Here is an 18,116-nt window from a genome sequence, read left to right as displayed (position 1 = left end):
TTTCAGGAGACTATCGGCCGGTCGGCGCCAGTAAGAGTCGAGGCGGTGAATCAGTCGTCGGCCGGTTCGAGCCAGCACGTGCACGCCGGGTGCGCGGGAGGATGTCGGTCGCCGGTGGGGAACTCCTCGCCGACGGGAACCGCACCCGCGAGCGCGTTGTCCGCGCAGTCCGGCCCGCACGGCCCGCCGTCCACCATGTTCCACACGACCGAGCCGCTGACCGTGGCAAGCGCGACCAAGCCGTCGACGGCGACCGCGGCAGCTGCTGCGGCCTCGTCGATGCGCCGGCTGCGCGACTCTCGGTAGAGCGCCCGAACGGTGTCGGACAGCTCGTCGGGATCCTCGATCCGGTCGGCCACCTCTCGCAACCGTTGCCGCACCGGGGCGAGCGCGATCGTCTCGAGCTGGGCGTTGGCGTCGCCGAGCCCCATGCGCTTGGACCCACCGAGTTCGCCTGCCAGGTCCTTCAGGGCCGAAGCGGCCGCCTTCTCGTAGGGCGACCGATGCGCGGCGGCGTCGTCGATGACCACGCCCACTGCGTCGGCGCCGCTGCGCCGTATGCCGTCGAGCAGGGTGCCCTGCTCTTCGACCAGCACCTTCTTCATCGCCTTCGCCGCTGTGTCCGCCGCTCGCCTGCGCGCAGCGGCCCGGGCCTCGTCCAGCCCTTCGGGTTCCGGCGCCGGTTCGGGTTCGGGCTCCGGTTCGGGTTCGGGCTCGGGCTCGGGTTCGGGGGTGGACTCCTGGGCCGAGCGGAGCTTCGCGAACACGTCCTCGGCACTGTCGTCTTCTGGAGTGTCGTCGTCGGGAGTGTCGTCGTCGGGGCTGTCCTCTTCAGGACTGTCGTCTTCGGCCTCGACATCGTAGGGAGTGTCGCCCTCGGTGTCGTCGACCACGGACTCGGCGGCGAATTCGGCCGGGTCGGGTTCGAACTGGGCGGCGAACTCGGCCGGCGTCAACTCTTCCTCGAACTCGGCGGCGACCTCGGCGACGGCGACGGCGACGTCGCCTTCGGGGTCATCGGCGGTGACATCGGGTCCCTCGTCGGCGTCCGTGGCCTCGGCGTCATCGGCAGCGTCGGCCTGGATGTCCTCGTCGTCCTCGTTCTCGGCCTCGACAGCGACGGGCGCCGCCGGCGCGTCGATCTCGTCTTCGCCCGCCAGGACATCGAGGTGGGTCAGCGCTTCCATCTCGCCGGTGGTGAAGGTGTCCTCGACGTTCCCACTGTCGACGATGTCGTCGACCAGGGGGTGGCCGACGAGACGGGCAGCCTGGATCTCCGCCTCCAACTCGTCGGTCGTCGGCGTGGCCTCGGAGGTGACGCGGAGTCCGGCTCGCTCGGCCGCGGCACGCGCTTCGGGTACCGAGTTCACGAGATCGACCACTGCGGTGTCGAGACTCTGCTGGGTGATGGTCAACGACTCGAGCAGGCGGTCCCGGCCGGCGCGGAGTTGCTCGACCTGGGCCCGACCGGTCTGGCGCTTGCGAGCCAGGTCGCGCAGCATCCTCTCGCGCACGGTCTGGGCTTCGGCGACCATGTCACGGCCGCGCACCCGCCCGTCCTCGACCAACGCCTCGGCTTCGCGCTGGGCGGCCTCCAGTGTCGCTTCGCGAGCAGCCTGGGCTTCGGTGCGAGTGGCCTCCGCCGCCGCGATGGCTTCGTCGCGCACGGCCTCGGCCTCGCGCTCGGCCCGATCGGCCCGGTCCCGGGCGGCGGAGTGCGCGGCCTCGATCACCTGGGTCGCCTCGACGCCGAGCGCCTCGGCAACCCGATGGGCCTCGATGCGCTCGGGGCTGACACCGTCGAACTCGGCGAGGCGACCGGCCAGTGCATCGCGGTCGATTCGCAGGCGTCGGATCTCCTGGGCGGCGCGCTGAAGCTCGCCGCGTACCGCCGTGGGATCGAAACCCCGGCGAACCACTTCGAACGACGCCGACTCGAGATACGCCGGGTCGAACTCATCTGCAGGCGAATTCACAAGCCCGATCGTATGAGTGCAAGGGCCACCACGTGGGTATCCCCCTTCACCGCGCGGTCGCGCCGAGACCCTCAGCGGACGATGAGTTCCTGCGACGCGGGGTCGCCGCCCAGATCGGCCAGGACACCGAGCGCTTCTTCGAGGGTCGAGACGCCGATCACCGGCATGTCGCCGGCGTGGGGGGCGGCGATCGGAACCATGTCGAGCGGCACGATGAAGGCTGCCGCCCCGGCGTCACGCGCGGCCGCCGCCTTCTGCCCCGAACCGCCGACGGGACCGACGGTGCCGTCGATCGCGATGGTGCCGGTGACCGCGACGTCGAGTCCACCGGTGAGGTCGCCATCGGTCAGCAGATCCAGGATCGTGAGGGAGAACGCGAGGCCTGCGGAGGGGCCACCGATGCTGCCCGAGTCGATCTCGACCTCGAAGGGAAGCGGGAGTTCCTCCTGCCGCGGCACGATGTTCACACCGATGTAGGCATCGCCGGGCCGGTCGGGGTGTTCGCCCCACGCGAGTTCGACGACACGGCGTTCGAGCGTGTCGAACTTCTCCACCGTGATCACCCCGACGTCGCCGGGCGCCGCAGTCGCCAGGACATCCTGGAGCGACGCGAACCCCGTGATGGGAACACCATCGACAGCAACGATGACATCGCCCGCGACCAACACACCCTGAGCCGGGCCGTCGTCGCGCACGGTGTCGATGCCGAGCCCGGTCTCGTCGAAGACGGGGATACCGAGGTACTCCAGCGCCGCCACGACGGCGTTGTCCTTCGAGACCTGCATCATCTCGAGGTTGATCTCACGATTGTCGACGTCGGTCCTGTCGCCGAGCACGTCGCTGCGCCGCCGAAGGTCGATGTCGTCGTCGACCTCGCTGCTGAGCCAATCGAAGACGGAGATGCTGGTATCGAGCTGCACGGTGGTGAAGAGGATCGAGCCATCGGGGTCGTCGAGACCATCGGCCGCGATCGAGACCCGGGTGGCTGTCGGGTTGGCCGAACCCGGCTTCTGCGCGACGGTGTCGTCGTCGATCAACGCCCGACCCGGCACGATCGCGGCAAGGCCGCGAGCGGGTATGACCGCGCTGAGCATGACCGCGGCCGCCGTGGCGATCACCACCGTGACCATCTTCCAGGCGAACGACGAGGCCCGAACCCGGGAGAGGGCGCGCGCCGCCGGTCCCTGAGCGGGCGGTATTATCTCCGGCGACGTGCTCTCCTCGTTCATCTTGCTCGTGCTCGTCCTTGTGGCGGGAGTCTTCTCCGGCAGCGGTCGTCTGCCGTGGCTGCTTCAGCCTGCCATGGTGGTGCGGCGTATCGACACCAGGCTCTCGCCGCGGTCGCCCGGGTCGATCGTCGCCATGCTCCGTCTCGAGAAGGACGACGACACGTCGATCGTCATGGACTCGCTTCGAGCCCTCGGCATCGTGCGGCGCGGCATCGAACGCCCCGAGGTCGGACGGCGGGCCTATGTACGGGTCTGGGAGCGCGTACGTGCCTTCATCGTCCTGTCCGCCATCATCGTCACCATCGGCGTGATGCTCGCGGCGACCATCGGCGTGATGGTGCTGGCCGCGGGGTTCCTGCTCGAGCAGGCGATCGCCTAGCGGCCGAAGAGGCCCCGGCGGGAATCACCGGCCGGGGATTCGTCGCTGCGGCGCGTGCCGACCTCATCGGGTGCGAACGGGTCGACCGGCACGACCGACGCCTCGACGTACTCGATCACCTCGTCGTCCGGTTCGTCGGTGAAGACCTCGCCATCGACGATCGGGTTCTCGTCGGCGGTGTAGTCGTCGGCCGCCTGAGCCGCGTCGGCGCGGGCCGGCACTACTTGCGCTGCGGTCGCCGTGGTGGCGGACGTCGTGTCGGCTGCGCCGATCTCGATCCGGACGTAGGACTTGACGGCGAACTGCACGGGCTCGAGCGCGAACAGGCGGGCGTTGGTCCCCTCGTCGTCGGTGACCAGTTCCTCGAGGTACGACGCGGCTTCCTGCACGTCGTCGAACTCGACGTAGTGAGTGACGTCGTCGTTGTCGTCGTGGATCACGATGTGACTCATCGAGCTGTTCCTTCGCGAGGGGTTCCGTTCCATCCCGTCGGCACCGGGGCGGGCTTGTTGAGGGTTTCGAGGGCTCACCGGACACCACCGTGACGAGCGACCGGGCACCACCCCACGAGTACACTGCCGACGTGACGACGCCGTCGAGTGCCCAACGCCGCCGGCTGGTGGGGGTGGCCGGCCACACCGGCGACCCGGCCACCGCCCGTGGAGCGCTGAGCGACGAGAACGGGCCGGTTCGCATCGCCGCGCTCCGGGCACTCGAACGGCTGGGCGAGTTGGACGAGGCACCGCTGCTCGCCGCGTTGGTCGACCCGGACCCTGCGGTGCGTATCGCCGCGCTCGAACTGGCCGCGCCCCGAGATCGGCCGCCGATCGATCGGCTGCTCGACGACCCGGACCCGATGGTCGTCGAGTCGGCCGCCTGGGCACTCGGGGAACGAGCCGATGACACCCCCGCCGTCATCGATGCCCTCGCCGCGGTCGCCGGCCGTCATGAGGACCCCCTCGCCCGCGAGGCTGCCGTCGCGGCGCTCGGTGCGATCGGCGACGACCGCGGCCTACCCGCAGTGCTGCAGGCCACCCAGGACAAGCCCGCGATTCGACGACGGGCCGTCATTGCGCTCGTCGCATTCGAAGGGCCCGAGGTGGAGGCGGCCTGGACGCGAGCCCGCAACGACCGTGATCGCCAGGTGCGCGATGCCGTCGACGAACTCCTCGGTCCGGTCGACTGAGCACCAACGGTCAGCGACGAGAGCTGCTGCCACCCTCCATGAACATCGCCTGGACCGACTCGTAGTGTTCGATCACGCGGCCGGCACCGTAGGCCACCGCCTCGAGTGGCGAATCGACCAATCGCACCTCGACCTCGGCCTCCTTGGACAGCCGCGCGTCCATGCCCTTGAGCATGCCGCCGCCACCGACGAGGTGAATGCCCTGCACGATCAGGTCCTGGGCGAGTTCGGGCGGCGCCTGGGCGAGGCACGAGAGCACGGAGTCGACCATTGCGGTGACCGGCTCGTCGATCGCCACGCGAATCTCGCCCGGGGTGAGGATGACGGTCTTGGGAAGTCCGCTCATGAGCTCACGGCCGCGGACCTCGGCGTTGACCTCGTTCTCGGTGACGGCCGCCGACCCGAGAACGATCTTGATCTCCTCCGCGGTGCGTTCGCCGACGGCGATCCCGTACTCGCGACGGACATAGCCCTGGATCGCATTGTCGATGTCGAACGACCCGACCCGAACCGCTTCGAGCGCGACGACGCCGCCCAATGAGATCAGGGCCGTTTCCGTGGTGCCGCCGCCGATGTCGATCACCATGTTGCCGATGGGTTCGTTGATCGGAAGGTCGGCGCCGATCGCCGCAGCGACCGGCTGCTCGATGAGCCGCGCATCGGCTGCACCGGCGCGCTTGGCCGCCTCGGTGACAGCCCGTCGTTCGACCGCAGTGATGGCCGACGGCACGCAGATCACCACGCGGGGCCGGTTCAGTCGGCTGACGCCGACTCGCTGCAGGAGGAGCCGGATCATCCGCTGGGTCACGTCGAAGTCGGTGATCGCCCCTTTGCGAAGGGGCCGCACGGCAACGATGTAGCTCGGTGTGCGACCGATCATCTGCCAGGCCTCGTGGCCCATCGCCAGCACTTCACCGTTCCTGCTGTTGAGCGCGATCACGGACGGCTCGTTGAGCACGATGCCTTCGCCGCGGGCGTACACGAGCGTGTTCGCGGTGCCCAAGTCGATCGCCAGGTCTCTTGCCAGGGTTCAGTGCTCCTCTTCGGGACCGGACTCGTAGGGCACGATACCGCTCTGCCGCTCAGCCGGCCGCTTCGGGTTCTGCGGAGCGAGCGCACGGAGTTGTTCTTGGAAGTCCGGCGGACCCGGTCGGCGGACGCGATGACCGAAGTACAGGATCAGCGAGCCGGCCACCGCAGCGAGCGCCGCGACGACCAGGAACACTGCGGCGGTGTTCATCTCTCGACCTCGAGTCCGTCGACATCGGTGATGTGCTGCGCCTCGAGGCCCCATGACTCGCCGTCGCGCCACCGCTCGCGCTTCCAGATGGGAACCGATGCCTTCAGCGTGTCGATGCCGAAGCGGGCTGCGGCGAACGCTTCCGGGCGGTGCGGCGAGGACGCGACGACGACCACCGACGACTCGCCCACCGGGACCGAACCGATGCGATGCAGCAGCGCCACTCGGCCCAGGGTCGGCCATTCGTCGCGCATGCGCCTGACGATCTCGGCCAGGCGAGGGACGACGTGGGCCTCGTAGGCCTCGTATTCGAGCATCTCGACACCGTCCCGCCCGGGCGCGTGATCGCGCGCGGTACCGCTGAACAACACCAGCGCACCGCACCGTGGAAGGACAGCCCAGTCGGCGGCCGCACCCACCGGCAGCGGTGCCTCGGTGAGCGCGAGCCAGTCGTCGGCGTCGGCGGGCGGGTTGAGCACGGGAGAATTGTAGGGCCACCGACGGGCCGGCCAACCTCGGGACCGGGCCGCGCCCCCCAGACGGAAGCCAATCGGTACGCTCACCCTTCGTGGGATACGGGGAAGACGATGCCGAGGAGCCGGTCGGCCGTGGACCCCTGCCGCCCGACGACCGGATCTGGCGTCACCCGGCCGAGGTCGCCATGGCCGCCCGCCGGGCCGACATCGTCCGTCGGAGGGTGCGTCGTCTGAGGGCCGGCGCCACGCTCGCCGGTGGTGTGCTGGTGGTCACCGGGCTGGTGTGGATCTCCCAACGAGGTGCCGGCGATGCCGGGGTGCGAGCCGAGGCCGACCCCGCCGACGGTCTCGCCAGCATCGACACCGAAGGTGGCGAGGCATCCCGCGACCCCGGCACGGAAAGTGCTGCAACCGACGCGACGACGGCCGACGCCGGGCTCGACACGGAGCCTCCCGATGCCACCCCGGCCGATCCCGCCTCACTCGACGACGCCGCCGACGACGATCTGTCCCCCGACGCCACCACGCCCGCCACGCCCGTACCCACTTCGCTGCCCGTCGACGCCGATCCCGGCCCGGTGGCCACCGAGCCGGGATCGGATGACACGGATGCCGCGGATCTCGATCCGGCCGAGCCGGATGCGATCCTCGTCTACGCGGTCGAGGGCGACGAGCCGCTTGCCGGAGCCCTGACCGTTCGCGACGGCTATCTCGCCACCAGCGGCGACGCCCTCGGCGACACCACCGAGGTGGTCGTGTCGTGGGGCGACGCCCGGGCGACCGGCACCGTCGTCGGTCACGATGTCGTCACCGGAGTCGGCGTGATCCGCATCGACACCTCCTCCCCCGGCGTCGACCTCGTCGATGCAGCGGTGTCCGAGGGCGACGAGGTCAACATGGCCACCCGTCACGGTGGTCTCTCGACCCAACGCGTGGTCGCCGAAGCGTCGACCTCCGCGAAGGTGAACGGCGACCCGATGGTCGGCATCGTCGAGCTCGACGGTCGAATCGGCGATGTTCCACCGGGGAGCCCGGCCTATGCCGTCAACGGTCAGGTCGTGGGCATCACGACGGCCACCGCCGACGACGCCCCGGCCGCCTTCATCCCGATCGAACTCGCCCGCGAGGTCGCCGACGAGATCATCGATCTCGGATGGGCGACACACCCATGGCTCGGCGTCACCGCCCGCGATCCGAATGTCGCGGATCAGATCGACGACCCGGGTTCACTCGTGACGTTCGTGAGCCCCGAGGGTCCGGCCGCGGTCGGCGGCATGGTCGACGGCGATCTCGTCACCGTGATCGATCACCACGTCATCGAGAGCATGGCGGCCATGGTCGCCACCCTGCGCTCCTACGACCCCGGCGACAGCATCGACGTCATCGTCGTGCGAGACGGCGACCGCGTGAGCTGCCGGGTCGAACTGGCCTCACGCCTCGATGTCGAGGCCTGAGCCTTTCCGCAGCCGCCACACGATCGCGACGACCGTGCCCACCACGCCGAGGATCACCAGGATCGAGGCGACCAAGGCGAGTTCCTGCCGGCGACGGGCGGGCAGACGATCGAGAGGCCCCGGGTCGTGGCTCACGACCCATGCCTCCTCGTTGGAGTGAGTGGCTCGCCATCCCATGGAGGTCAAGCGATCGCTCGACACGACCCAACTGTGTGAGGTGTAGGGCACCACTCCGGGTGGGACCGGCGACACCCCGAATCGCCAACGGAGGGCGGCCACCGCGCGCGCCGCCCACGACGGCACTCGCAGCCGCGGCCTCGGCCCTTCGAGGTCGCTCAGCGCGTCCGGTGGGATCCAACCCTCGGGTGCGACATTGGCGACTCCGTCGAGACGGCCGGTGACCGCGATCACCACTGCCGCAGCCAGGTCGTCGATGTGCAAGTACTGCACGGGTGGATCACCGTCGGCGGCGACGCCGAGCCGGGCGGCGTGCAGCACCCGGGCCAGTTCGCCGAGGTCGTCGTCGGTGACGATCGCGGTCGGTCGAAGGATGGCGACCGCCGCGTCGGGGTGGCGGCTCCCCCACTCGGCCGCCAGATTCTCGACGTCGGCGCGGGCCACGGCCCAACTGAAATCGGGATTCGGGCGAACGGCGGCTTCCTCGGTGATCGGCACCGGATTCGCCGCCCAGGCGCCATAGACCATCGCCGTCGACAGGATGACGATCTGACCCACGTGCGCGTCGCCGGCTGCGTCCAGCACTCGCCGGGTGATGGCCAGGTCGAGTTCCTCGGCGGCCGGCTCGGGCCGACCCGGCGTGGTTGCCGAAGCGAGATGCACGACGACATCGGCGCCCGAGAAGATGGCATCGAGCGGCCCGGCGGCGAGGTCGACCCGCTTCGATTCGACATCGGGTGCCACCGGTGTGCCGACGCGATCGACGGCGAGTACCTCGGTGACGGCGTTCGTCTCGACCAGGCGACGAACGACCCGGGATCCGATCGCTCCCGCCGCGCCGGTGACCACGACCCGCGTCATCGAGAACCGGTACCCGGGCGGCCGAGACGGATTGCGGCGAGGCGGAAAGACGCGGTCACGCACCTACCATGCCGTCATGAGCGACGATCTGCCACCCGATGGCGACCCGTTCGGCGGTGTTCCGTTCCTCGGTGAACTGATGAAGATGCTGCAGGGCCAGGCCGGCGGTGGCGTCGACAGCGCCCGCCAACTCGCCCGGTCGATCGCCAACGACGGCGAGTCCGAGTCCAACATCGACCCTGCGGATCGCATCGCGCTCGAGGGCCTCGTGCGTGTCGCCGAGCTCCAGGTCCAGAGTGCTACCGACCTTCCGGTGGCCCGGAGCGGGCCGCTGCGGGTCACGGTGGCCAACCGGTCGCAATGGGCCGACCAGACGATCGAGGACTACCGGCCGCTCTTCGAGGAGCTGGCGGCGGGTATGACCGCCACGATGGGCAGCCCCGACGACCTCCCAGCCGGCGACCCCATGGCCCAGATGATGGCCTCGTTGTCGCAGATGATGGGCCCGATGATGCTCGGGATGACGACCGGTTCGATGGTCGGCAATCTGGCCCGCTCGGCCCTCGGCGGCTTCTCCCTGCCCGTGCCCCGACCGGCCGACGCGCCGATCCTCGTGCTTCTGCGCAACCTCGATCACTTCGGCGACGAGTGGTCGCTCGACCGCGATGATCTCCGGCTGTGGGTGTGCCTCCACGAGGTGGCTCACCATGCCGTCATCAACGTGCCCCACGTACGCGAGCGCCTGACCGATCTTCTGCACCGCCACGCCCGTAGCTTCGAGCGCGACCCCGACGCCCTCGGCGAGGCGTTTGGCGGCTTCGACATCTCGGCCGGGCCCGACGCGCTCGCCGACCTCCAGGACAAGCTCGGCGATCCCGATGCCATCCTCGGCGCCGTCCGCTCATCGGCCCAGGAAGCACTTCAACCCGAGCTCACGGCGACCGTCGCCGCCATCACCGGCTACGTCGATCACATCATGGACCGCACCGGCGGCGCCCTCATCGGTTCGTATCCGATGCTCACCGAGGCACTCCGACGACGCCGGGTCGAGGCCGACGCCAGCGACCGATTCGTCGAACGGATCCTCGGACTCGAGTTGGACCGCGCCCACTACGAGCGCGGCACCGCTTTCGTCGCCGGCATCGCCGAGCGGGCAGGCGACGAGGGGGTCAACCGGCTCTTCGCCGACCCCTCCCACCTTCCGACGCCCAACGAGGTCGATGCGCCGGGCCTCTGGCTCGCCAGGATCGAACTGGCCGACGACACCGACCCGCCCGACTAATCCCGCTCGTCGTCTCGGGCACCGTCGTCCCGGGCACGGTCGTCGGCCGGCGGTGTGGGGTCGACCTCGACCCCGTCGATCGACGACACGTAGGGCGTCGTGTCGTCCCAGAACTCCGGCACGTCGATCTCGGCGGCCGCGGCCGGCGGCGACGGCTGCGAGGGTCGGAGGTCGTCGTCGGGCAGTTCCACCGTCGGGTCGTCGTCGTCGTCGGACGATCGTCCGCGCGAACCGGCCACGTTGGCGATCTCGGTGCGCAGCCGCCGGGTGAAGGCGCCCCGACCGGGTCCACCGGCGATGTAGGAGAACAGGGCGACGCCCAGCACGGTGGCGACCAGCCACGACCCCACCTGCACGCCCATCCGGACCATGACCGGCACGAAGGCGCCGGCCGCGAACGCCAGCTGGAATCGCGCCTCGAACCGGGCGAACGATCGCCCGTAGTTCGCGTCGGGCGCGTCGCGTTGCACGAGGGCGTCGAACGAGAGTTTTCCGGTGACCGTTCCCATCGACACGATGAAGGCGAGCAGGGCCGTGGCGAAGATGGAGCCGCTCACCGCCGAGAAAAGGGCGACACCGACGATGGCCGCGAGCGATCCTGCGAGCATCCGTTCCTCGGTGGCCCGGTGGCGCAGTGCCGGCGCCGACCGAGCGCCGGTCAGCGACCCGACGACGGCGAACGCACCGACGAGTCCGAAATGCCATACCGGGGCCCGGGGGTCGCCGGTGATGTCGATGCCGCGCACCGTCGCCGTGGCCCCGCCCAACGCGGCGCCATCGCCCGAGGTGTTGAGTGCCTCCTTGCCGCCGCGCAACTCGAACATCAACAGCATCGTGATGAAGCCCACGGCGCCGCGAATCGCGGCCATGGAGGTGGCGGCGAGCAGGATCTTGGCGTCACGGAGCTCGGCCCGCTCGGCCGGCTCCACCGGCTCCGGCGCGACCACGACCTTCGGCAGCTGCAATGCCAGCACGGAGGCGAAGATGAATCCGAGCATGGCGATCGCGGCAGCGATCGCCGGCCCGCCGACCACGCTGAGGGCGCCCGCGATTCCCGCCCCGACCGGTCCGGCGATCGAACTGAGGAGCGCGAGCCGACTGTTGGCGCTCACGAAGTCCTGTTCGTTCTTCACGAACTGGGGTACCACGGCACTCTTGGAGACGGCATAGCCCTTCTGTAGGACGAGGATGCCGAACGCTTCGGGGAACAGCAGCAGCGTGTCGAAGTGCCGGATCATCAAGAAGGCGAGGACGGCTCGTGCCGCCAGCGTGCCGAGAATCATCATCCGGCGTCCACCGGCCACCCGATCGATGACCGGGCCGATCAGGGGCGTGACCACGGCGAACGGCGTCATCGTCAACAGGAGGGCGAGAGCCACCCGTCCGCGTGACTCGTCGGGGCTGATCGAGAAGAAGATCGAGCCCGCCAACGCCGCCGTGATGGCGCCGTCGGAAGCGGCCGCCGCGGCATGCACCCGGGCGAGGCGCACGAACGGCGTGACGACGAAACCCTCGGCACCTTCGGGCTTGGGCTCGGGTCGCCCGAGTGGGCGCCAGCCGGAGTCGTTCACGCCAGCAGTCTAAGTTGGCGCTCGGTCGGACGGATCGCGTCGAGCAGTTCGATGTCGCGTTGGTAGGTGAGCATCGGTTCCGCGGCCGGAAGGGTGAACCAGCCGAGGGAATCGACCTCGTCGTTCAGCACGAACTCGCCGTCGAGTACTTCCATGGTCCAGTAGACCACGAGCTTCTCTCGGCCCTTTGCGTCGACGTAACGAACCTCGGGCAGGCGGTGGAGTCGGCGACACCGAAAGCCGGTTTCCTCCTCGACCTCGCGTTCGGCGGTGTGGCTGAGCGCCTCGTCGTCGTCGACCTTGCCCTTGGGGAACGACCAATCGTCGTGCTGCGGGCGATGGACGAGCAACAGTTCGAGCTCACCGTCGTGGTCTCGCATGACGAGGCCGCCGGCGGCCCACACGACGACATCGGGATACTGATCGGCCAGTCGGGCGCGAAGCTCGTCGACCGGTGGCGGCCCGTCACCCATGGGTGGCTCGTCGGGCTCGGGCGAGCTGCTGGAACCGCTCCTGGCCATCGATGCCGACCGTTCCGCGGTGACGGGTCCACGTTCCCGATCCGTCGAGGGTCCACGCAAGGCGGTCATCGGTGCGATTGATGTCGACCACTTCCTGGAGTCGCCCGAGTGCCACGGGATCGGTCACTTCCAGCAGCACCTCGATTCGGCGATCGAGATTGCGGGACATGAGGTCGGCGCTGCCGATGTAGGTGAGCGGTTGGCCGACACCGTCGCCGTTCGCGAAGTGGTAGATCCGGGAGTGCTCGAGGTAGCGACCCACGATCGATCGCACCCGGATGCGATCGGACAGACCCGGCACCCCGGGCCGGAGACAACAGATGCCCCGCACGATGAGGTCGATGTCGACCCCGGCCTGCGACGCGGCGTAGAGCTCCTCGATCATCTGCGGGTCGACGAGACTGTTCATCTTGAAGACCAGCGCGCCCCGTCCGGAGTCGGCCTCGCGGCGGATCAGTTCGGTGAGGCGCGCCCGAAGGTGTTGCGGGGCGACCAGGATCCGCTGGAACTCGTGTGACTGGCTGTAGCCGGTGAGCCCGTTGAAGAGGTCGGCGAGATCCTCGCCGACCTCGGGATCGGCGGTGAGTACCGCGAGGTCCTCGTAGAAACGGGCGGTGCGATGGTTGTAGTTGCCGGTGCCCAGGTGGCAATAGCGACGAATTCCGTCGGCTTCCTCGCGCACGACCATGCAGATCTTCGAGTGGATCTTCAGCCCGACGATGCCGTAGGCGACATGCACGCCGGCCTTCTCCAGGCGTCGGGCCCAACCGATGTTCGCGGCCTCGTCGAAGCGTGCCTTGAGCTCCACCAGCACCGCGACCTGCTTGCCCAGCTCCGACGCGTTGATCAGCGCGTCGATGATCGGACTCTGACCCGAGGTGCGATAGAGCGTGAGCTTGATCGCCAGCACATCGGGGTCGAGTGCAGCCTGACGGATGAACTCGACGACCGACGCGTTGAAGGACGAGTAGGGGTGGTGGACCAGCACGTCGCCCTTGCGCAGGACCTCGAAGAAGTCGACGCGACCCTCCTCGGCTTCGAGCTGGGGTTCGGTGATCCCCTGCCAGTCGGGCCAGCGGAGGTCGGGGCGGTCGAGCGTGGCGATCTCGAAGTAGGAGGTGGCGTCGAGCGGCGCGGCCGTGGGATAGACCTCGGACTCCTCGATGTCGAGCTCTCGCTGCAGGAGGTCGAGCACCTCCGGTGACATGGTGGACGCGACTTCGAGCCGCACGGCCCGTCCGAATCGACGGCGACGAAGCTCGACCTCGACTGCGGCGAGCAGATCCTCGGCCTCGGTGTCCTCGAGGGTGAGATCGGCGTTGCGGGTGACCCGGAAGACATGGGACTCGACGATCTCGAGCCCGGGGAAGAGGCTGCCGAGATGGGCCGCGATGACGGACTCGAGCGACACGAAGCGGTCGGCATCGCCGAGCTGCATCCAACGAGGAAGCGTGTTCGGCACCTTCACGCGTGCGAAACGGTCGCGCCCGTCGACCAGATCGCGGACGACCACGGCGAGATTGAGCGACAGGTCGGAGATGTAGGGGAACGGATGACCGGGGTCGACCGCGAGCGGAGTGAGCACCGGGAAGATCCGGGCGCGGAAGCGCTCCTCGATCTCCTCGACCTCGGCTGGGGTCAGTTCGGCATGGTCCACCAGTTCGATGCCGTGCTCGCGCAGTGCCGGGAGCATCTGCGTGAGCACCACCCGTTCGTGTTCGGCACCGAGCTCGGTCACGACCTCGCGCACCGCCGCGACCTGCTCGCGCGGGGTGCGGCCGTCCGGGGCGCGGGTGTGGATGCCCGCCGCGACCTGATCATCCAGACCCGACACACGCACCTGGAAGAACTCGTCGAGGTTGCTGGCGTAGATGGCCAGGAACGCCAGCTGCTCGAGCAACGGCACCTCGTCGTCGATCGCCAGCGTGAGCACCCGGGCGTTGAACGCGAGCCAGCTCAGCTCCCGGTTCAGGAAGTCGGTGTCGTTGTCGTCCCAGCCACCGACCTGCGGCGAGGCCGCCGCCAGGGGGGACGTCGAAGGTGAGGTGGGCGACCCGATCGGGAGGTGAGGGTCCTGTGTCACGCGGCTTCCTCCATTCGAAGGGCGGCGCCGATCGCGCCGCCGGTGGAGCCGAGCCGCGCACTGCGGATCTCGGCGGTGGCACCGGCGAGCGCGCGCGAGGCCAGCCGTTGTTCGAGGTCGAGCCGGAACGATTCGCCCAGACGCTCGGCCATTCCCCCGCCGAGGACGACCAGTTCGATGTCGACCAGGGCGACGGCACTGGCGATGGCGGCCGCCATCGCCTCGGTTGCCTCGGTCAGAATCGTCGCGGCCACCGGATCATCGGCGGCGAGCGCCGCCTCCCAGGTGGACGACTTCATGCGACCCTCGCCGGCCAGCTCCACGAGCATGGTCGGGGCCCCGTCGCGATGGGTCGCCCGGGCCCGCGCCTCCATCATCCGCCGACCGGCATAGTCCTCCAACTCGCCGCGCCCGAGCTCGACGTCGGCGAAGTCGCGGAAAGCGACATAGGCGTGGCCCAGCTCGCCCGCCATGCCGCGGGGGCCATGGCGCAGCTCACCATCGAGCACCAGCGCGGCACCCACCCCCGTGCCCATGAACACGCCGAGCACATTGTCGGCCCCGACCGCGGCGCCGACGCGCACCTCGGCGAGCGTGCCCACGTTGACGTCGTTGTCGACGACCACGGCTCGTCCGTCGCAGCGGTCGCGCAGACCGGCGGCGACATCGACGTCGTGGTCCCACCCCGGGAGGTTGCCCGCCACCGGCACCACGCCGGTGCCCGGCCGGACCGGCCCCGGCACCCCGATGCCGATCGCGTCGGCCCGCCGGTCGGGATCGACCTTCCCGATCGCTGACGCGATCGCATCCAACACGTCGGCGGGAGTGCCCACCCGGGGGGTCGGGCGCTTGACCTTCTCGATCACGCGTCCGTCGACGACAAGCACCGCCATGATCTTCGTGCCGCCCAAGTCGACGCCAAGGCTCGGCATCAGGAAGGAGTGCTCACGAAGAAGCCTCGTCCTCCGGATAGCCCAGGTCCCATTCGACGACGATGCGCTCTCGTTCGCCGTCGCGATTCACGCGCTCGCGATTGCGGCGAAACTGCGGGTCGTGCGGGGGAAGAAGGAGCAGTCGGGCGTTGACACGGTCGCGGAAGCCGTCCATCACGTCGCGTTCGCCGTAGACCGCTCGAATTTCCCAGTGCGGGGCAGTCGGACCGAGATAGACGATGGTCGCTTGACCGATCGGCGGTTCTTCGGTCTCGAGGGCTGCGGTGTCGGTCATTGACGATTCCTCCGGATCTGGCGAAGCGACAGGGGCCAGACACCGGAGTGTATCCGGCCCGTCCCGAGCCCGGATTTCCGTTCACCACCACTTTGAGTGAAGTTCATCCTTCAGTCGGTGGTAGTTGCGCGTCGATTGGGGTTTTACGGGAACTTTCCACCGGATCTGGGCGTAGTACCCCTACCGACCGCGGGCATCGGCGACCGGGCACAGTGCGTGAGAGCCGGCCCTGAGGAGAAATTCGCATGGACACCAGCTGGATGGCAGTCGGAAATTGCGCCACACACCCCCCGGAAACGTTCTTCCCCTCCGACGGTGTGGGCGTCGAAGTCGCCCGGCGCATCTGCGACGGCTGCCCCGTGCAGGAGCGCTGCCTCGAGTACGCGCTGCGCAATCGCATCGACCATGGCGTCTGGGGTGGCACCAGCGAGCGCCAACGTCGGCGAATCCTCAAGGCCCGTCGCGACGCGGCCACCGTCGCCGCCTGACCGTCGATTCCCCTCGGCTCAGAGCCGGAACGGATCCACCACTGCGTCGGCTGCGGCGCGGAGTCGTTCGCCCATCGACGGCGAACGCGACGGCAGGTCGTGCACCATCACGTCCATCATGTCGTCAGGAGGTTCGGTACTGATCACGGTCCAGTAGTAGCCCGATCCGTCGACCACGGCGACGTACGCATCACCCATCGGCGCGGTCCACATCTCGACGCCGTCGTCGGACATCATCGCACCGTCGCCCAGCGCGTCGAGATCCGCCTCGCCGTCCTGGCGGATGACCGAAACCGGATCACCGTGGGCGGTGCGATAGACGAGGTGCACCGTCGACCCGTCGAGGAAGGCGTCGGCCATCGAGTAGTCGGCCGGCATCACCAGCGCGGCCGCTGCGGCGTCGTCCATCGGCATCTTGTCCATGTGACCCATGTCGTCGGGCATCTCGGCGCCGTCGATCACCGCCGCCGCGACCTCGTGGCGGGCCACGAGGTCACCGAGCGCCGGGATCCGCGTGGCGCCGCCGAGACCGCCGACGACACCGGCGATGATCACGAATACGGCCGCCGCCGCGGCGAACGTCGGTGTCCGTCGACGGGTGGGGAAGGCGAGGACGGCCGCCGGCGCGCCGGCGTCGTCGGACCCGACCGCGGCGAGCACGCGACCGAGCGCCGCGTCGGGCATCGTCACCGATGCGCCGCGGAGACGCGAGCGGACATCGGTGAGTTCGGCATGGGTCGCAGCGAGAGCCGGGTCGGCCGCGATCGCCGCCTCGAGTTCGTCCCGCTCGGCCGGTGCGAGCTCGTCATCGAGATACGCCGAGAGCCACTCCTCGTTCACGACAGGACCTCCCGCAGTCGCATGCGGCCCCGATGGACCCGGGAGCGAACGGTGCCGACCGGGACGTCGGTCTGATCGGCGATCTCGCGATAGGAGAGGCCGCCCACATCACACAGCACCACTGCGACTCGGTACTCCTCCTGGAGCTCCGCGAGCGCCGTCTGGAGGTGATCGGGCAGCGACTCCATGGCCAACGCGTCGTCGGCTCCGGGCGCACCCACCAGAACCCGATCGGGGTCGTCGGGAAGGGCCGTCTGCGGTCGTCGCTTTCGGCGCCGGGTCTCGTCGAGGAACACGTTGGTCACGATGCGGGCAAGCCATCCTTGCAGGGAGCCTGGGGTGTAATTGACGAGGCCGCGCTTCACGCGCAGCAGCGACTCCTGCACAACGTCTTCGGCGTCTGAATGGTTCCCTGCAAGTCGGTAGGCCACCGAGTACATGAACCGGGCGTGGTCCCGCGCGACCTCGTCCCAGGTGGGCACGGTCCCCGCCGCATCGGTCGGGTCGGGCCCGGTCAAAGGACCGGCGGTCAGCTAGTGGACTTGGACTCGTCGTCGTCGGCGCCCTCGGCGCCCTCGGAGAGACCCTGCTTGAACTCGTTCTGGGCCTGGCCGAGCGACCTCGCGAGCTTGGGAAGCTTGGCGCCTCCGAAGATCAGCACCGCGAGGGCCAAGACAATGAGCAACTCGTTGGTCTGGAGGAAAGCAACCATGCCGCGAGAGTACCCGTTCGCGAGTGAATAACGTATGAGGGCAGCGAGATTGCGGGAGTGCTAGGCGGTGACGCTGTCGGCCTGCGCAGCCGCCGCCGCACGAGCCAGGGCCCGCTGACGCCGGATCCGGCGTCGTTCACGCTCGCTCATCCCGCCCCAGATACCGAACTTCTCGCCATTTTGCAGTGCGTACTCGAGGCAGTCGTCTCGCACGACGCAGCCGCGACACACTTCCTTCGCCTCACGAGTGGAGGCGCCACGCTCGGGAAAGAACAGATCAGGATCCACACCAAGGCAGTTCGCGTAGTCCTGCCACGCCTTTTCTTCGGTCTCGATTTCTGAATGCATGGCCATGGGGTCCTCCGTGGCACTCGATGGAATCCAGCCTGGATTCCCTCCGCCTGCTGCCACGAG

General features: G+C 69.1%; 21 protein-coding genes. 5 read left to right on the top strand and 16 right to left on the bottom strand.

Annotation, left to right across the window (positions count from 1 at the left end; genetic code table 11):
* Positions 1-50: 50 nt before the first annotated feature.
* Both RIB98_13525 and RIB98_13520 read right to left on the bottom strand, forming a co-directional pair.
* Positions 51-1,976: a hypothetical protein gene (locus RIB98_13525; GenBank protein MEQ8841996.1), complete on the bottom strand. Its 1,926-nt coding sequence runs from the start codon at positions 1,974-1,976 to the stop codon at positions 51-53.
* A gap of 71 nt (positions 1,977-2,047) precedes the next feature.
* Positions 2,048-3,205 (bottom strand): S16 family serine protease, encoded by a 1,158-nt coding sequence (locus tag RIB98_13520; GenBank protein MEQ8841995.1) that lies wholly within the window; start codon positions 3,203-3,205, stop codon positions 2,048-2,050.
* Here RIB98_13520 and RIB98_13515 point away from each other — a divergent pair.
* Positions 3,189-3,584 (top strand): hypothetical protein, encoded by a 396-nt coding sequence (locus RIB98_13515; GenBank protein MEQ8841994.1) that lies wholly within the window; start codon positions 3,189-3,191, stop codon positions 3,582-3,584. The two genes, RIB98_13520 and RIB98_13515, sit on opposite strands and share 17 nt — an antisense overlap.
* Here the strand turns inward: RIB98_13515 and RIB98_13510 are convergent.
* Positions 3,581-4,036, bottom strand: a complete 456-nt coding sequence (locus tag RIB98_13510; protein ID MEQ8841993.1) for a hypothetical protein — start codon at positions 4,034-4,036, stop codon at positions 3,581-3,583. The genes RIB98_13515 and RIB98_13510 overlap by 4 nt on opposite strands.
* Before the next feature lie 131 nt (positions 4,037-4,167).
* Here RIB98_13510 and RIB98_13505 point away from each other — a divergent pair, with 131 nt between their 5' ends.
* On the top strand, positions 4,168-4,770 hold the full coding sequence (locus tag RIB98_13505) for a HEAT repeat domain-containing protein (GenBank protein ID MEQ8841992.1): 603 nt from the start codon (positions 4,168-4,170) through the stop codon (positions 4,768-4,770).
* A 10-nt stretch (positions 4,771-4,780) separates the two neighbouring features.
* On the opposite strand, the gene RIB98_13500 is transcribed toward RIB98_13505, so the two are convergent.
* From RIB98_13500 to RIB98_13490, 3 genes are read right to left on the bottom strand one after another with little or no spacing between them, the layout of a single operon-like run.
* Positions 4,781-5,797 (bottom strand): rod shape-determining protein, encoded by a 1,017-nt coding sequence (locus RIB98_13500; GenBank protein MEQ8841991.1) that lies wholly within the window; start codon positions 5,795-5,797, stop codon positions 4,781-4,783.
* Between the two features lie 3 nt (positions 5,798-5,800).
* The gene (locus RIB98_13495) at positions 5,801-6,010 is read right to left on the bottom strand and encodes a hypothetical protein (GenBank protein ID MEQ8841990.1); all 210 of its coding nucleotides are present in this window, start codon (positions 6,008-6,010) and stop codon (positions 5,801-5,803) included.
* Positions 6,007-6,489 carry a molybdenum cofactor biosynthesis protein MoaE gene (locus RIB98_13490; protein ID MEQ8841989.1) on the bottom strand — a complete coding sequence of 161 codons (483 nt, stop codon included), beginning with the start codon at positions 6,487-6,489 and terminating at the stop codon, positions 6,007-6,009. The genes RIB98_13495 and RIB98_13490 overlap by 4 nt, the downstream gene beginning before the upstream one ends.
* Before the next feature lie 89 nt (positions 6,490-6,578).
* Between RIB98_13490 and RIB98_13485 the strand changes: the two genes are divergently transcribed.
* Positions 6,579-7,940: a S1C family serine protease gene (locus tag RIB98_13485; GenBank protein MEQ8841988.1), complete on the top strand. Its 1,362-nt coding sequence runs from the start codon at positions 6,579-6,581 to the stop codon at positions 7,938-7,940.
* On the opposite strand, the gene RIB98_13480 is transcribed toward RIB98_13485, so the two are convergent.
* On the bottom strand, positions 7,917-8,978 hold the full coding sequence (locus RIB98_13480; GenBank protein MEQ8841987.1) for an NAD-dependent epimerase/dehydratase family protein: 1,062 nt from the start codon (positions 8,976-8,978) through the stop codon (positions 7,917-7,919). The two genes, RIB98_13485 and RIB98_13480, sit on opposite strands and share 24 nt — an antisense overlap.
* 76 nt (positions 8,979-9,054) lie before the next feature.
* Here RIB98_13480 and RIB98_13475 point away from each other — a divergent pair, with 76 nt between their 5' ends.
* On the top strand, positions 9,055-10,260 hold the full coding sequence (locus RIB98_13475; protein ID MEQ8841986.1) for a zinc-dependent metalloprotease: 1,206 nt from the start codon (positions 9,055-9,057) through the stop codon (positions 10,258-10,260).
* Here RIB98_13475 and RIB98_13470 read toward each other — a convergent pair.
* The 5 genes from RIB98_13470 to RIB98_13450 are packed head-to-tail and all read right to left on the bottom strand — an operon-like array spanning position 10,257 to position 15,662.
* Positions 10,257-11,831, bottom strand: a complete 1,575-nt coding sequence (locus RIB98_13470) for an MFS transporter (protein MEQ8841985.1) — start codon at positions 11,829-11,831, stop codon at positions 10,257-10,259. The two genes, RIB98_13475 and RIB98_13470, sit on opposite strands and share 4 nt — an antisense overlap.
* On the bottom strand, positions 11,828-12,304 hold the full coding sequence (locus tag RIB98_13465; protein ID MEQ8841984.1) for an NUDIX hydrolase: 477 nt from the start codon (positions 12,302-12,304) through the stop codon (positions 11,828-11,830). The genes RIB98_13470 and RIB98_13465 overlap by 4 nt, the downstream gene beginning before the upstream one ends.
* Entirely contained in the window at positions 12,297-14,435 is a 2,139-nt protein-coding gene (gene ppk1, locus RIB98_13460; GenBank protein MEQ8841983.1) for a polyphosphate kinase 1, read from the bottom strand. The genes RIB98_13465 and ppk1 overlap by 8 nt, the downstream gene beginning before the upstream one ends.
* Positions 14,432-15,367: an ROK family protein gene (locus RIB98_13455; protein ID MEQ8841982.1), complete on the bottom strand. Its 936-nt coding sequence runs from the start codon at positions 15,365-15,367 to the stop codon at positions 14,432-14,434. The genes ppk1 and RIB98_13455 overlap by 4 nt, the downstream gene beginning before the upstream one ends.
* 13 nt (positions 15,368-15,380) lie before the next feature.
* Positions 15,381-15,662, bottom strand: coding sequence for a hypothetical protein (locus tag RIB98_13450; protein MEQ8841981.1), 282 nt, complete (start codon positions 15,660-15,662; stop codon positions 15,381-15,383).
* A gap of 245 nt (positions 15,663-15,907) precedes the next feature.
* On the opposite strand from RIB98_13450, the gene RIB98_13445 reads away from it, so the two are divergent.
* Complete coding sequence (locus tag RIB98_13445; GenBank protein MEQ8841980.1) at positions 15,908-16,150, top strand: WhiB family transcriptional regulator; 243 nt, start codon at positions 15,908-15,910, stop codon at positions 16,148-16,150.
* Between the two features lie 18 nt (positions 16,151-16,168).
* Here RIB98_13445 and RIB98_13440 read toward each other — a convergent pair whose 3' ends face one another.
* Genes RIB98_13440 through RIB98_13425 form a run of 4 tightly spaced genes read right to left on the bottom strand, consistent with a single transcriptional unit; the run spans position 16,169 to position 18,050 of the window.
* Entirely contained in the window at positions 16,169-16,990 is an 822-nt protein-coding gene (locus RIB98_13440; GenBank protein MEQ8841979.1) for a zf-HC2 domain-containing protein, read from the bottom strand.
* Complete coding sequence (locus RIB98_13435) at positions 16,987-17,472, bottom strand: sigma-70 family RNA polymerase sigma factor (GenBank protein MEQ8841978.1); 486 nt, start codon at positions 17,470-17,472, stop codon at positions 16,987-16,989. The genes RIB98_13440 and RIB98_13435 overlap by 4 nt, the downstream gene beginning before the upstream one ends.
* Positions 17,473-17,519: 47 nt before the next feature.
* A complete protein-coding gene (locus RIB98_13430; protein MEQ8841977.1) occupies positions 17,520-17,702 on the bottom strand; it encodes a twin-arginine translocase TatA/TatE family subunit in 183 nt (60 codons plus the stop codon).
* A gap of 60 nt (positions 17,703-17,762) precedes the next feature.
* Positions 17,763-18,050, bottom strand: coding sequence for a WhiB family transcriptional regulator (locus RIB98_13425; GenBank protein ID MEQ8841976.1), 288 nt, complete (start codon positions 18,048-18,050; stop codon positions 17,763-17,765).
* Between the last annotated feature and the right edge of the window lie 66 nt (positions 18,051-18,116).

It is taken from the genome of Acidimicrobiales bacterium (assembly GCA_040219515.1).
Taxonomy (GTDB): domain Bacteria; phylum Actinomycetota; class Acidimicrobiia; order Acidimicrobiales; family Aldehydirespiratoraceae; genus JAJRXC01.
The sequence above is the reverse complement of the archived record's forward strand: the minus strand, read 5'-3'. Positions and strand labels throughout refer to the sequence as shown.